This window comes from Pseudomonas sp. LBUM1648, assembly GCF_059716145.1.
On the sequence record NZ_CP166808.1, the window covers coordinates 2,074,294 to 2,089,476 of the forward strand.

General features: G+C 60.1%; 10 protein-coding genes. 4 read left to right on the plus strand and 6 right to left on the minus strand.

From position 1 onward, the window contains the following. Positions 1-28 precede the first annotated feature (28 nt). Positions 29-1,489, minus strand: coding sequence for a D-alanyl-D-alanine carboxypeptidase/D-alanyl-D-alanine endopeptidase (dacB, locus tag ACA043_RS09575; RefSeq protein WP_497659051.1), 1,461 nt, complete (start codon positions 1,487-1,489; stop codon positions 29-31). Between the two features lie 234 nt (positions 1,490-1,723). Between dacB and ACA043_RS09580 the strand changes: the two genes are divergently transcribed. Further along, on the plus strand, positions 1,724-2,068 hold the full coding sequence (locus tag ACA043_RS09580) for a YggL family protein (protein ID WP_187680660.1): 345 nt from the start codon (positions 1,724-1,726) through the stop codon (positions 2,066-2,068). A gap of 51 nt (positions 2,069-2,119) precedes the next feature. Here the strand turns inward: ACA043_RS09580 and ACA043_RS09585 are convergent, their stop codons facing one another. Continuing rightward, positions 2,120-3,310 (minus strand): benzoate/H(+) symporter BenE family transporter, encoded by a 1,191-nt coding sequence (locus tag ACA043_RS09585; RefSeq protein WP_401269678.1) that lies wholly within the window; start codon positions 3,308-3,310, stop codon positions 2,120-2,122. Between the two features lie 354 nt (positions 3,311-3,664). On the opposite strand from ACA043_RS09585, the gene ACA043_RS09590 reads away from it, so the two are divergent. Continuing rightward, positions 3,665-4,429, plus strand: coding sequence for a GntR family transcriptional regulator (locus ACA043_RS09590; protein WP_007961054.1), 765 nt, complete (start codon positions 3,665-3,667; stop codon positions 4,427-4,429). 156 nt (positions 4,430-4,585) lie between these two features. Here ACA043_RS09590 and guaD read toward each other — a convergent pair whose 3' ends face one another. The 4 genes from guaD to xdhA form a co-directional block, all read right to left on the minus strand. Beyond that, positions 4,586-5,890: a guanine deaminase gene (gene guaD / locus ACA043_RS09595; protein ID WP_401269675.1), complete on the minus strand. Its 1,305-nt coding sequence runs from the start codon at positions 5,888-5,890 to the stop codon at positions 4,586-4,588. 13 nt (positions 5,891-5,903) lie between these two features. Continuing rightward, complete coding sequence (gene xdhC, locus ACA043_RS09600; protein ID WP_497659052.1) at positions 5,904-6,761, minus strand: xanthine dehydrogenase accessory protein XdhC; 858 nt, start codon at positions 6,759-6,761, stop codon at positions 5,904-5,906. 124 nt (positions 6,762-6,885) lie between these two features. Continuing rightward, the gene (gene xdhB, locus ACA043_RS09605; RefSeq protein WP_497659053.1) at positions 6,886-9,282 is read right to left on the minus strand and encodes a xanthine dehydrogenase molybdopterin binding subunit; all 2,397 of its coding nucleotides are present in this window, start codon (positions 9,280-9,282) and stop codon (positions 6,886-6,888) included. Then, positions 9,275-10,729 carry a xanthine dehydrogenase small subunit gene (gene xdhA / locus ACA043_RS09610; protein ID WP_187680665.1) on the minus strand — a complete coding sequence of 485 codons (1,455 nt, stop codon included), beginning with the start codon at positions 10,727-10,729 and terminating at the stop codon, positions 9,275-9,277. Before xdhA ends, xdhB begins: the two co-directional genes overlap by 8 nt. Before the next feature lie 290 nt (positions 10,730-11,019). Here xdhA and ACA043_RS09615 point away from each other — a divergent pair, with 290 nt between their 5' ends. Then, on the plus strand, positions 11,020-11,679 hold the full coding sequence (locus ACA043_RS09615; RefSeq protein ID WP_187680666.1) for a GntR family transcriptional regulator: 660 nt from the start codon (positions 11,020-11,022) through the stop codon (positions 11,677-11,679). A 2-nt stretch (positions 11,680-11,681) separates the two neighbouring features. Next, the gene (smc, locus tag ACA043_RS09620) at positions 11,682-15,170 is read left to right on the plus strand and encodes a chromosome segregation protein SMC (RefSeq protein WP_497659054.1); all 3,489 of its coding nucleotides are present in this window, start codon (positions 11,682-11,684) and stop codon (positions 15,168-15,170) included. Positions 15,171-15,183: the final 13 nt, after the last annotated feature.

Here is a 15,183-nt window from a genome sequence, read left to right on the forward strand (position 1 = left end):
GGTTTTTGTGGTGTTGCTTGAACTTGGATTACAGGACCGAAGCCGTCTGCGCCGTCTTCGGCTGGCGATACAGATCCAGCAGCACCTGATCCAGCACTGACGATGCACCAAACGGTGCCTTGTCGTTGAGGATCGCCACCACCGCCCAGGTATTGCCATTGACGTCACGGCTGAAACCGGCAATCGCTCGCACGGTGTTCAGGGTGCCGGTCTTGACGTGAGCTTCACCGCGCATCGCGGTGGTCTTCAGGCGTTTGCGCATGGTGCCGTCGGTGCCGGCAATCGGCAGCGAGCTGATAAATTCGGCGGAGTACGGGCTGTGCCAAGCGGCTTGCAACATGCCGGCCATTTCGCGGGCGCTGACACGTTCAGCGCGGGACAGGCCGGAGCCGTTCTCCATCACCAGGTGCGGCGCGGTAATGCCTTTCTTCGCCAGCCACTGACGCACTACGCGTTGCGCTGCTTTGGCGTCGTCACCGTCGGCGTCGTTGCGAAATTTCTGTCCCAGGCTCAGGAACAGCTGCTGGGCCATGGTGTTGTTACTGTATTTGTTGATGTCGCGGATGATTTCCGCCAGATCCGGCGAGTAGGCGCGGGCCAGCAGTTTGGCGTTGTTCGGGGTCGACGCCAGACGATCCTTGCCCTGAATGCTGCCACCCAGTTCTTTCCAGATCGCGCGAACGGCGCCAGCGGTGTAGGTCGCGTGGTCAAGCAGCGACAGGTACGTCTGCGAGCTGCAGCCTTCGCCCAACTGGCCGGCGACGGTGACAGTCACGCTGCCATCAGCCTGTGGCACCGGGTTGTAGCGCACGCCGCCGGTGCATTGCTTGGAATTGAGGGCCTTGACGGTGTTTTCGATGCGGATGCTGGCGATCGGTGGCTCCACCGAAATCAGCACGCGGCCACCGTCATTGCGCGCCACAAAGCGCAGGGCCTTGAGGTTGACCAGCAGTGAGTCAGGCTTGACCAGGAACGGCTTGTTCTCGTCATTGCCGTCATCGTTGAATTCCGGCAGTTGCGGCTGCACGAAGAAGTTGCGGTCCAGCACCAGATCACCGGTGATCTGCGTCACGCCGTTGGCGCGCAGGTCACGCATCAACAGCCAGAGTTTTTCCATGTTCAGTTTCGGATCGCCGCCACCCTTGAGGTAGAGGTTGCCGTTGAGGATGCCGCCGTTCAGGTCGCCGTCGGTGTAGAACTCGGTTTTCCACTGATGGTTGGGACCAAGCATTTCCAGCGCCGCGTAAGTCGTGACCAGTTTCATGGTCGAGGCCGGGTTGACCGACACGTCAGCGTTGTACACGGTCGCCGTGCCCGGGCCGTCGAGCGGCACCATCACCAGCGACAGCGCAGAAGGCTGGAGCTTGCTGGCCTTGAGGGCTTTTTCGACGTTGGGGGTGAGGGAGGTATTGAGGGTGGCAGCAGAAACAGGCAGGGCCAAAGGAAGAAGAAGGCCGGCCAGCAAAAGAGGACGCAACGATTTGATCATATGAAATAAAACCCTGCAGAAGAGGGGGAAAAAGACGAGGACATGGATGAAAAAGCCCTCAGTGGTCATGAAAGTGTCGGCATTATGCCCCAAGGTGTAACCACTTGTGCCGTCGGCGGGTGGGCTAATCGGTGATTTTTTTACAGGCGGTCGGCCTCAGCGTCCACAGAGGCGGGCAATTGACGTCTTAAACTGGTAAAGTGCCGGCCGTTATTACTTAAGAGGATTGTTCCAATGGCGACTAACCGTTCCCAGCGTCTGCGCAAAAAACTGTGCGTTGATGAATTTCAAGAGCTGGGTTTCGAACTGAACCTGGACTTCAAAGAAGACTTGTCCGAAGAAGCCATTGACGCTTTCCTCGAAGCATTCATCAAAGAAGCCATGGAAGCCAACGGTCTGGGTTATGTTGGCGGCGATGACTTCGGTCTGGTTTGCCTGCAGAAGCGTGGCTCGGTCAACGAAGAGCAGCGCGCTGCTGTTGAAGCCTGGCTGAAAAACCGCACTGAGCTGACCGGTATGACCGTCAGCCCACTGCTGGACGTTTGGTATCCGGAAAAGCCGATCAACGCGGCTAAGTGATACTGAAAAAAACGGCGACCTAAGGGTCGCCGTTTTTTTATGCCTGGCGTTTTATGCTTTACGCCAGTTCAGAATCACCAGCGTCAACACCCCCGCAACAATCCCCCAAAACGCCGAACCGATGGAAAACAGCGTCAGCCCCGACGCCGTGACCATGAAGGTGATCAGCGCCGCTTCACGTTCCTTCACCTCAGTCATGGCAATGCTCAATCCGTTGATGATCGAGCCAAACAGCGCCAGTGCAGCAATCGACAGCACCAGTTCTTTCGGCAGCGCGGCAAACAGCGCCGCCAATGTGGCGCCGAACACCCCGGCAATCCCGTAGAAAATCCCGCACCACACCGCTGCGGTGTAGCGTTTGTTGCGATCTTCATGGGCGTGAGGGCCGGTGCAGATCGCCGCGCTGATGGCGGCGAGGTTGATGCCGTGGGAGCCGAACGGCGCCAGCAACAACGAGGCGATGCCCGTGGTGGTGATCAGCGGCGAGGCCGGGACGTTATAGCCGTCTGCGCGCAAGACGGCGATGCCGGGCATGTTCTGCGAAGTCATCGCCACCACGAACAGCGGGATGCCGATGCTGATGGTCGCCGCCAGCGAGAAGTGCGGCGTGGTCCATACCGGTGTCGCCACTTCCAGATGAAAACCGCTGAAATCCAGCAGGCCCATGAAGCCCGACAGCGCGGTGCCGATCAGCAGGGCGGCGAGCACGGCATAGCGCGGCGACAGACGCTTGATCAGCAGATACGTGAAGAACATCCCCAGAACCAGGCCGGTGCGGTGTTGTGCGGCGACGAAGATTTCGCTGCCGATCTTGAACAGTATCCCCGCCAGCAGCGCGGCCGCCAGTGAGGCCGGAATCTTTTTCACCAGACGTTCGAAACTGCCGGTCAGCCCGCAAATCGTCACCAACACCGCGCAGGTGATGTAGGCGCCGATGGCCTCGCCGTAACTGACGCCGCCCAGGCTGGTGATCAACAACGCCGCGCCGGGAGTGGACCAGGCGATGGTGATTGGCGTGCGATAACGCAGCGACAGGCCGATCGAACACACCGCCATGCCAATCGAGATCGCCCAGATCCACGAGGAAATCTGCCCGCTGGTCAGGCCCGCTGCTTGCCCGGCCTGGAACATCAGCACCAGCGAACTGGTGTAGCCGGTCATCATCGCAATAAAACCGGCGACGATGGCCGAGGGCGAGGTGTCGGAAAAGGGACGCAGTTGGGTATGCGTGGCGTCGTTCATGACGGCGGTGTTCCTTGTTCTGATAAAGACGTCTGCCACAACATAAACCCTGTAGGAGCTGCCGAAGGCTGCGATCTCTTGATCTTGCTTCTAAAGTCAAAGTCAAAAGATCGCAGCCTTCGGCAGCTCCTACATAAGAGCAGTTGTGTTCAAAAGGCGGATTCTGCGATCAAGCCTAAACTCAATCGTAACGGATCGTTGCAATACAGCCGTGGTCACAAACAGCCATACAGTCGTGTTGCCACCATCCATTGTGTACAATCGCGCTGTTTTTTACGCGATACTTGCCAGCGACCTACTGTGCCGTATTACAGTCACGGTCTATTCGCCGCAGTTCTCCCGACTCGAGTGCCCATGAACGAACAGTTGCAACCCCTCAAGAAACAACCGCGAGCAGGCAAAGCCGGCCGCAGCGGAACCCAGGACGATATTGTCTACGCGCATATTTTCGAGGCCATCCTCGAACAGCGTCTGGCGCCCGGCACAAAATTGAGCGAAGAAGCGTTGGGGGAAATCTTCGGGGTCAGCCGCACCATCATTCGCCGCGCGCTGTCGCGTCTGGCCCATGAAGGCGTCGTGTTGTTGCGGCCGAACCGTGGCGCTGTGGTTGCCAGCCCGAGCGTTGAAGAAGCGCGCCAGGTGTTCATGGCCCGTCGTCTGGTCGAGCGTGCGATCACTGAACTGGCTGTGCAACATGCCACCGCCGAACAGATCGCCGAGCTGCGCCAGATGGTCAACGACGAGCGCGACAGCTTCTCGCGCGGTGATCGTGGTGCCGGTATTCGTTTGTCGGGTGAGTTCCACCTGAAACTCGCCGAAGCGGCGAAGAACGCCCCGCTGATCAGCTTCCAGCGCAGCCTGGTCTCGCAGACGTCGCTGATCATCGCCCAGTATGAAAGCGGCAACCGTTCGCATTGCTCCTACGACGAACACACCCAGTTGATCGACGCGATCGAAGCGCGCAACGGTGAGCTGGCGGTGGACCTGATGATGCATCACATGGATCACATCGACAGCAAGCTCAACCTCGACGAGGAAAGCGCTTCGGATGATCTGCATGCGGTGTTCTCGCATTTGTTGCAGACCAAGAAGCCGGGGCGGCCTGCGGCCAAGCTCTAAAGTAGACCGAGTCGCTCCCTTCGCGAGCAGGCTCGCTCCCACAGGGGAATGCATTTCAAATGTGGGAGCGAGCCTGCTCGCGAAGGCGTACTGACAGGCAATAAAAATCCCCCGGGGCTGAACACCACCGGGGGATTTTTTATGTCTCGGGAAAACTCAGCGCTGATGCACCAGCGCACCCGCCGCATAAGTCTGCTGCACCGTGCGGTCATCCCCCAGCGTCATCAACACAAACAACGTCTCGGCAATATTGTTCGCCTGCTTCAAGCGATAGCTCAGCAACGGCGTGGCGTTGTAATCCAGCACCAGGAAGTCAGCGTCGGAACCCGGTTGCAGGTTGCCGATCTTGTCTTCCAGACGCAGCGCCCGCGCTCCACCCAGCGTCGCCAGATACAACGACTTGAACGGACTCAAGCGCGCACCTTGCAACTGCATCACTTTGTAAGCTTCGTTCAAGGTTTGCAGCAGCGAGAAACTGGTGCCGCCGCCGACGTCAGTGCCGAGGCCGACGTTCAATTTATGCTTCTCGGCCATCGGCAGGTTGAACAAGCCGCTGCCGAGGAAGAGGTTCGAAGTCGGGCAGAACGAGATTGCCGAGCCCGTTTCCGCCAGACGCGCGCATTCGTCGTCGCACAGGTGCACGCCATGGGCGAACACCGAGCGCTCGCCGAGCAGTTTGTAGTGATCGTAAACGTCGAGGTAACCCTTGCGCTCCGGGAACAGTTCCTTGACCCACTCGATTTCCTTGAGGTTCTCGCTGATGTGGGTCTGCATGTACAGATCCGGGTATTCGGTCAGCAATTGCCCGGCGAGGGTCAATTGTTCCGGGGTACTGGTCGGGGCGAAACGCGGGGTCACCGCATAGTGCAGGCGGCCCTTGCCGTGCCAGCGCTCGATCAGCGCCTTGCTCTCGACGTAGCTGGATTCGGCGGTGTCGGTCAGGTAGTCCGGGGCGTTGCGATCCATCATGACCTTGCCGGCGATCATCCGCAGATCAAGTTTTTCGGCCGCCTCGAAGAACGAGTTCACCGACTGCGGGTGCACGCTGCCGAACACCAACGCCGTGGTGGTGCCGTTGCGCAGCAATTCCTTGATGAAGATGTCGGCGACATCGTCAGCATGCGCCTTGTCGCCGAACTGGCTTTCGCACGGGAAGGTGTAGGTGTTCAGCCAATCGAGCAGTTGCTCGCCATACGCGCCGACCATGCCGGTTTGCGGCAGGTGGATGTGGGTGTCGATGAAGCCCGGGGTGATCAGAGCATCTTGATAGTGGTTGATCTCGATGTCCGCCGGCAGCGTCGGCAGCAGTTCGCTGGCGTGGCCGAGGGCGCTGATCTTGCCGTCATCGACCACCAGCAGGCCGTCCTCGAAATACTCGTAGGAGGCTTCGATCCCGACTTCGGCGGGATCGGCGATGCTGTGCAGGATGGCGGCGCGGTAGGCTTTGCGAGTCAGAGGCATGAGGGTTCTCTAATCAATTTGAGGCTTTGAGTTTGGTGGCTTCACTGCGGCGCGAAACAGGCAGCAGTTTGGCAATCGGTTCGGCGCTGGCGGTGTGCTGGCCGAAATTGGCGTTATAGGTGGCGATGATTTCGCCGGCGATGGAAATGGCGATTTCCACAGGCAGTTTGCCTTTGACTTCGCCGATGCCCATCGGGCAACGCATGCGTTGCACGACGCTGGCGTCGAAACCACGGTCACGCAAACGGTGTTCGAACTTGGCGCGTTTGGTCTTCGAGCCGATCAGGCCGAACCAGGTGAAGTCGTTGCGCTTGAGGATCGCGGCGGTCAGCTCCAGATCGAGCTGATGGTTGTGGGTCATGACGATGCAGTAGCTGCCGGCGGGCAGGTCATCGATTTCATCCACAGGCTCTTCGGCGACGATTTTACGCACGCCTTTGGGAATCTGTTCGGGGAATTCCTCCTCCCGCGAATCGATCCAGCGCACGCGGCAGGGCAGGCTGGCGAGCAGCGGCACCAGCGCGCGGCCGACGTGGCCGGCGCCGAACACGGCAATCTGCGCCTGCACCTGGCCCATCGGTTCGAACAGCAACACGGTGGCGCCGCCGCAGCACTGGCCGAGGCTGGCGCCGAGGCTGAAGCGCTCCAGATAGGTGTCTTGCTTGCCGCTGGCGAGCATGTCGCGGGCGATCTGCATGGCTTTGTATTCCAGATGCCCGCCACCGATGGTGTCGAAGATCTGTCTGGCACTGACGACCATTTTCGAGCCAGCGTTGCGTGGCGTCGAGCCGAGTTCTTCGATGATCGTCACCAGAACACAGGGTTCGCCCTGGTTCTGCAGGTCGGCGAGGGCGTCGATCCAGTTGTACATATTCACCTCCCAAGATCATTCCCACGCTCTGCGTGGGAATGCATCTCTGAACGCTCCGCGTCCGCTTTTCAGGATGCGACGCAGAGCGTCGCGGGCTGCATTCCCACGCAGAGCGTGGGAACGATCAAACCACTACTTCTGACTCGACTTCGACGGCTTTCACCGCTTTCAACTGGCGCATCTGCTCACACCCCCACAACACCCGCTCCGGCGTCGCTGGCGCGTCGATTTTCGGTTGATGTTTGTAGTCGCCGAGGCTCGCCACGGCGTCCTTGATCGCACACCACGCGGCAATCCCGAGCATGAACGGTGGCTCACCGACAGCCTTGGAATGGAACACCGTGTCTTCCGGGTTCTTGCGGTTTTCCACCAGCTTCACCCGCAGGTCCAGCGGCATGTCCGCCACGGCCGGGATCTTGTAGCTGGCCGGGCCGTTGGTCATCAGCTTGCCTTTGTTGTTCCAGACCAGCTCTTCCATGGTCAGCCAGCCCATGCCCTGGACGAACCCCCCTTCCACCTGACCGATATCGATGGACGGGTTCAGCGAGGCGCCGACGTCGTGAAGGATGTCGGTGCGCAGCATCTTGTACTCGCCGGTCAGTGTGTCGACGATCACTTCGCAGCACGCCGCGCCAAACGCGAAGTAGTAGAACGGGCGGCCACGGGCCTGGCTACGGTCGTAATAGATTTTCGGGGTCTTGTAGAACCCGGTGCTCGACAGTGAGACCTGATTGAAATACGCCTGCTGGATCAGCGCTTCGAAGGTCAGAATGTGGTCGCGAACGCGCACGTGGCCGTTGTGGAATTCAACGTCTTCTTCAGTGACTTTGAAGTGGCGTGCAGCGAATTCGACCAGACGCTTCTTGATGATTTCCGCCGCGTTCTGCGCCGCTTTACCGTTCAAGTCAGCACCGCTGGACGCCGCCGTCGGCGAGGTGTTCGGCACCTTGTCGGTGTTGGTCGCGGTGATCTGCACGCGGTCGATTTCGACCTGGAACACTTCGGCCACAACCTGCGCGACCTTGGTGTTGAGGCCCTGGCCCATCTCCGTGCCGCCGTGGTTCAGGTGGATGCTGCCGTCGGTGTAGATGTGGATCAGTGCACCGGCCTGGTTCAAGAAGCTGGCGGTGAAGGAAATGCCGAATTTCACCGGTGTCAGCGCCAGGCCTTTTTTCAGGATCGGGCTATTGGCGTTGTAGCGGCGGATCGCTTCGCGGCGCTCGGCGTACTGGCTGCTTTCTTCCAGTTCGGCGGTCATCTCTTCGAGCATGTTGTGCTCGACGGTTTGGTAATAGTGCGTGACGTTGCGCTCGGTCTTGCCGTAGTAGTTGGCCTTGCGCACGGCCAGCGGATCAAGGTTGAGATGACGGGCAATTGCGTCCATCACTTCTTCGATGGCGACCATGCCTTGCGGGCCACCGAAACCACGGTAAGCGGTGTTCGAGGCGGTGTTGGTCTTGCAGCGATGACCGTTGATGGTCGCGTCGCCGAGGTAGTACGAGTTGTCCGAGTGGAACATCGCCCGGTCAACGATCGATGCGGACAAGTCCGGCGAGCAGCCGCAGTTGCCGGCCAGGTCCATGTTGATCCCGTGCAGGCGCCCGGTGCTGTCGAAACCGACGTCGTACTCGACGTAGAACGGGTGACGCTTGCCGGTCATCAGCATGTCTTCAACGCGCGGAAGGCGCATCTTGGTTGGCTGGCCGGTGAGGTGCGCAACCACCGCGCACAGGCATGCCGGGCTGGCGGCCTGAGTTTCCTTGCCACCAAAACCGCCGCCCATGCGGCGCATGTCGACAACGATCTTGTTCATCGAAACGTCGAGCACTTCGGCGACCAGTTTCTGCACTTCGGTCGGGTTCTGCGTCGAGCAGTAGACGATCATGCCGCCGTCTTCGGTCGGCATCACCGAGGAGATCTGCGTCTCCAGGTAAAAGTGTTCCTGACCGCCGATGTGCAGCGTGCCTTGAATACGGTGTTCGGCAGTGGCCAAAGCACCGGCCGAATCACCACGTTGATGGGTGTGACTGTCGAGCACGAAGTGGCGTTTGCGCAGGGCTTCGACCACGTCGAGCACTGGCTCGAGATCTTCGTATTCGATGATCGCGGCCATCGCCGCTTTGCGTGCGGTTTCCAGATCTTTCGCCGCCACGGCCAGCACCGGTTGACCGACGAACTGCACGTCGTCGATCGCCAGCAACGGGTCGCCGGGCATCAGCGGGCCGATGTCTTTCAGGCCCGGCAAGTCTTCGTGGGTGATGGCGATGCGCACGCCTTCGAAGGCGTAGCAGGGCTTGGTGTCGATGCTAATGATTTTCGCGTGGGCACGGTCCGACATGCGTGCGTACAGGTGCAACTGATTCGGGAATTCGAGCCGGTCATCGATGTACTGCGCTTCACCGGACACGTGCTTGGCGGCGCTGTCGTGCTTGACGCTGCGGCCGACACCGGTGGTCAGGTCCTGGGCGAACAGCTCGGCCAGTTCAGCTTGAGTCTTCTCTACGGCGTGATGGTTAGACATAAGCGGTCACCCGAGTCTCGATGTGCGGTGTTTGCAGTTCGATGAAGTATTTGCGCAGCAGGTTCTGCGCGCTGAGCAGGCGATATTCCTTGCTGGCGCGGAAGTCCGAGAGCGGCGTGAAGTCTTCGGCCAGTGCGGCGCAGGCGCGTTCGACCACAGCGTTGTTGAACGGCTGGCCGAGCAAAACGGCTTCGCAATGGGCGGCGCGTTTCGGAATCGCGGCCATGCCGCCGAAGGCGACACGGGCATCGCTGATCACACCGTTTTCGATGCGCAGGTTGAACGCGGCGCAGACGGCGGAGATGTCGTCATCCAGGCGTTTCGAGACTTTATAGGCGCGGAACAGCTGCTCGGCGCTGGCACGCGGGACGATGATTTTCTCGATGAACTCGCTTTCCTGACGCGCGGTGACGCGGTAATCGATGAAGTAGTCCTCAAGGTTCAACGTGCGCCGGGTTTCACCCTTGCACAGCACGATTTGTGCGCCGAGGGCGATCAGCAGCGGTGGCGAGTCACCGATCGGCGAAGCGTTGCCGATGTTGCCGCCGAGGGTGCCCTGGTTGCGGATTTGCAGAGAGGCGAAACGGTGCAGCAGTTCGCCGAAGTCCGGGTACTCGGCGTTCAGCGCTTCGTAGCAGTCGGAGAGGGCGGTGGCGGCACCAATTTCGATACGGTCGTCGAAGCTGTCGATGCGCTTCATTTCCGCGACGTTGCCGACGTAAATCATCACCGGCAGGGTGCGGTGGAACTGCGTGACTTCCAGCGCCAGATCGGTGCCGCCGGCCAGCAGCCGGGCTTGCGGGTAAGCGTCGTAGAGGTCAGCCAGATCGGCCACGGTCAGCGGCACCAGGCAGCGTTTGTCACCGCTGTTGAGTTCGCCTATATCGGTCGGGGCAATGGCTTTGAGGCGGGCGATGGTGTCGGCTTCGCGGGCGTCGAACTGATCCGGCTGTTTGCCGCAACACGATTGTTCGGCAGCGGCCAGAATCGGCCGGTAGCCGGTGCAGCGGCAGAGGTTGCCGGCCAGCGCTTCGTGGGCTTTGGCCTGATCCGGTGCATCGCTGTTCTTTTGCAGGGCGAACAGCGACATGACGAAACCGGGGGTGCAGAACCCGCACTGTGAGCCGTGGCACTCGACCATGGCTTTCTGCACGCTGTGCAGTTCGCCTTTGTGCTTGAGATCTTCGACGCTGATCAGTTGTTTGCCGTGCAGCGACGAAACGAACGTCAGGCACGAGTTGAGGCTGCGATAGCGAATGTGTTCGCGACCATCGTCATCCGTTTGTAACTCGCCGACCACCACGGTGCAGGCGCCGCAGTCACCGCTGGCGCAACCTTCTTTGGTACCGGATTTGCCCACGTGTTCGCGCAGGTAATTGAGCACAGTCAGATTCGGGTCCAGGGCGTGCTCGCTACGGAGTTCCTGGTTAAGTAAAAACTGGATCACGGAAGGCCTCGCAGACTCATTATTGTTGTTAACCGACTTGAGCCGAATTTAGCAGCTCTGACTTTTCGGTCAATGGTTTTCTGACTTAAAGGTCAAGAAAATGCATTTCGTCGATCAACAACGTGTCTATTCAGTATTGACCCTCATTGAGTCACCTGGTTTTTTGTTTGTTTTTCTATAGAAAGTTGCGGGAATCGTGCCAAAAACCGCTGAGTGGGCACTCCGCCATGACCGTGCATTTGCGCTACACTGCGCCGCTTGTGCAGATCGATAGAGTTTGAAGGACAACCATGACGTTCAAGGCGCCGGACAGCCTCGCCGAGCAAATTGCTCACCACCTCGCCGAACGCATCATTCGTGGCGAAATGAAGCCGGGAGAGCGCATCCAGGAACAGAAGGTGACGCTGGCATTGAATGTCAGCCGCGGATCGGTCCGCGAAGCTTTGCTGATCCTCGAACGCCGCCACCTGATCGCGATCCTGCCGCGCCGTGGCGCGCACGTCACTGAGCTGACGGCGCACAAGGTGCAGAGCCTGTGCACGCTGATGAGCGAGCTGTACATCCTGCTCGGCAACTCGGTGGCCAACGGCTGGCAAGTCCAGTCCGACATGGCGCCGTTCGTGCAGATCCAGCAGCGCCTCACCGCCAGCTACGAGCGTCAGGACATCCGCGCGTTTGTCGACGACAGCTTCGCCGTGATGCGCGCCGCCTATCCATTCGCCAACAATCCGTACCTGCAAGAGACCGTCGAGAACCTGCAACCGGCCATGAGCCGCGCGTACTTCCTCGCCCTCGAACAGCGCAAGGCCGAGATGAGCGAGTTCCTTGAATTGTTCGAGCGCTTGTTGGCCGCTGTGCTTGCCCGCGATTTGCCGCAGATCCGCATCGTGCTGACGGCTTACGCCCAGCGCAGTTGCGATCTGGTGGTGTCTGCCCTGACGGTTGCCTAAGCGTGCGGCTCAAGTGCATCAAGCTGGCGGGATTCAAATCCTTCGTCGACCCGACCACGGTGAACTTCCCCAGTAACATGGCGGCGGTCGTCGGGCCGAACGGTTGCGGCAAGTCGAACATCATCGACGCCGTGCGCTGGGTGATGGGCGAAAGTTCGGCGAAAAACCTGCGTGGCGAGTCGATGACCGACGTCATCTTCAACGGCTCGACAAGCCGCAAACCGGTGAGTCAGGCGAGCATCGAACTTGTGTTCGACAACTCCGACGGCACGCTGCTGGGCGAATACGCGGCCTACGCGGAGATTTCCATTCGCCGCAAAGTCACCCGCGACAGCCAGACCACTTATTACCTCAACGGCACCAAATGCCGTCGTCGTGACATCACCGACATCTTCCTCGGCACCGGCCTCGGCCCGCGCAGCTACTCGATCATCGAGCAGGGGATGATCTCCAAGCTGATCGAGTCCAAGCCCGAAGACCTGCGTAACTTCATCGAAGAAGCGGCGGGCATCTCCAAGTACAAGGAACGCCGGCGCGAGACCGAAAACCGTATCCGCCGCACCCACGAAAACCTCGCCCGTCTGACCGACCTGCGCGACGAGCTTGAGCGTCAACTCGAACGCTTGCACCGTCAGGCCGAGGCGGCGAAGAAGTATCAGGAATTCAAAGCCGAAGAGCGTCAGCTCAAGGCGCAATTGTCGGCGCTGCGCTGGCAGGATCTGAACGATCAGGTCGGCCAGCGCGAGTCGATCATCGGCACTCAGGAAGTCAGTTTCGAAGCGCTGGTCGCCGAGCAACGTAACGCCGACGCGGCCATCGAGCGCCTGCGCGACGGGCACCACGATCTGTCGGAGCGCTTTAATCTGGTGCAAGGGCGCTTCTATTCGGTCGGCGGCGACATCGCCCGGGTCGAGCAGAGCATTCAGCACGGCCAGCAACGCTTGCGTCAGTTGCAGGACGATCTGAAAGAAGCCGAGCGCGCGCGCCTGGAAACCGAATCGCACCTCGGTCACGACCGCACCTTGCTGCTGACCCTTGGCGAAGAGCTGGACATGCTCACCCCCGAGCAGGAAATCACCAGCGCCGCCGCCGAAGAAGCTGCCGCTGCGCTGGAAGATTCCGAATCCGTCATGCATGGCTGGCAGGAGCAGTGGGACACATTCAACCTGACCGCCGCCGAACCGCGTCGTCAGGCCGAAGTGCAGCAGTCGCGCATCCAGCAGCTGGAAACCAGCATGGAGCGCCTGGCCGATCGGCAGAAACGTCTCGGCGAAGAGCGCGCGCTGCTCTCGGCCGATCCCGAAGACGCGGCGATCATGGAGCTCAACGAGCAGCTCGCCGAGTCCGAAGCGACCCTTGAAGATTTGCAGACCAGCGAAGAAGCGCAGGTCGAAAAGCTCGAACAACTGCGTCAGGAGTTGCAGCAAGCGTTGACCGCGCAGCAACAGGCGCAGGGCGATTTGCAGCGCCTCAACGGTCGCCTCGCATCGCTTGAAGCCTTGCAGCAGGCCGCGCTCGATCCGGGCACCGGCACCGCCGAATGGCTGAAGGAACACAACCTTGCTGAACGTCCGCGTCTGGCCGAAGGCCTGAAGGTGGAGTCGGGTTGGGAGCTGGCGGTGGAAACTGTGCTCGGCGCCGATCTGCAAGCGGTGCTGGTGGATGATTTCAGCGGTTTCGATTTGTCCGGTTTCACCCAGGGCGATTTGCGCCTGCTCAGCCCCGGTACCGACGGCGTGCGAGTCGCGGGCAGCTTGCTGGACAAGGTCGAGGCGCAGATCGATCTGTCGCCATGGCTCGGTCAGGTCAAACCGGTCGACAGTCTGGAGCAGGCGCTGGCCTTGCGCGGTCAGTTGAGTGCCGGCCAGAGCTTGATCAGTCGTGATGGTTACTGGGTCGGCCGGCATTTCCTGCGCGTGCGTCGCGCCAGTGAAGCGGAGAGCGGCATGCTCGCTCGTGGCCAGGAAATCGAAGCGCTGCATCTCGAACGTGAAGAGCGTGAAGCCACGGTCGAGGCCATGGAAACCCGTTTGCAAACCCTGCGTGCGCAACAGCGTCAGCAGGAAAACGGTCGCGAACATTTGCGTCGTTTGCTGCAAGACGAAGCCCGCCAGCAAGGCGAGTTGAAAGCGCAGTTGTCCGCCGGCAAGGCCAAGGCCGAACAACTGACGCTGCGTCGTACTCGCCTCGATGAGGAGCTGGTCGAGCTCGGCGAGCAGCGCGCACTTGAGCACGAACACATCGGCGAAGCGCGCATGCAATTGCAGGAAGCCCTCGACGCCATGGCGCTGGACACCGAGCAGCGCGAGTTGCTGCTGGCCCAGCGCGATAGCCTGCGCGAGCGCCTCGATCGCGTGCGTCAGGAAGCGCGGCAGCACAAGGATCACGCGCATCAGTTGGCCGTGCGTCTCGGCTCGTTGCGCGCGCAGCACGACTCCACGCGCCAGGCGCTGGAGCGTCTGGAAATGCAGTCCGAACGTCTGACTGAAAAGCGCGAACAGTTGAGTCTCAATCTGGAGGAGGGCGAGGCACCGCTGGAAGAGCTGCGCCTGAAACTCGAAGAGCTGCTCGACAAGCGCATGACCGTCGACGAAGAACTCAAGACCGCGCAGATCGCCCTTGAAGATGCCGATCGCGAACTGCGCGACGCGGAAAAACGCCGGACTCAGGCCGAGCAGCAATCGCAACTGATCCGTGGTCAGCTCGAACAGCAACGCATGGAATGGCAAGCCCTGACCGTGCGCCGCAAGGCTTTGCAGGATCAACTGCTGGAAGACGGCTACGATCTCAACGGCGTGCTCGCGACATTGACGGCGCAGGCCAGTGAACGTGAAGCCGAAGAAGAACTCGAACGAATCAATGCGCGGATTCAACGCCTGGGTGCGATCAACCTCGCGGCCATCGACGAATACACGCAACAATCCGAGCGTAAGCGTTATCTGGATGCTCAGAACGCCGATCTGGTGGAAGCACTGGAGACGCTGGAAAACGTCATCCGCAAGATCGACAAGGAAACCCGAAACCGTTTCAAAGATACCTTTGATCAGATCAATGGCGGTTTACAGGCACTTTTTCCAAAAGTTTTCGGTGGTGGACGGGCGTATTTGGAACTGACGGGCGAAGATCTACTCGATACAGGGGTAACGATCATGGCGCAGCCGCCAGGAAAGAAGAACAGCACCATCCATTTGCTCTCCGGCGGGGAAAAAGCCCTGACCGCACTGGCACTGGTTTTTGCCATCTTCAAATTGAATCCGGCGCCGTTCTGCATGCTCGATGAAGTTGACGCACCACTGGATGACGCTAACGTTGGACGCTACGCACGATTGGTTAAAGAGATGTCGCAGACCGTGCAGTTCATCTATATCACCCACAACAAGATCGCCATGGAAATGGCCGAGCAGTTGATGGGGGTAACGATGCATGAACCGGGTTGTTCGCGACTGGTAGCCGTGGATGTCGAGGAGGCGATGGCGATGGTGGACGCCTGAGTCAGCGTCGTGT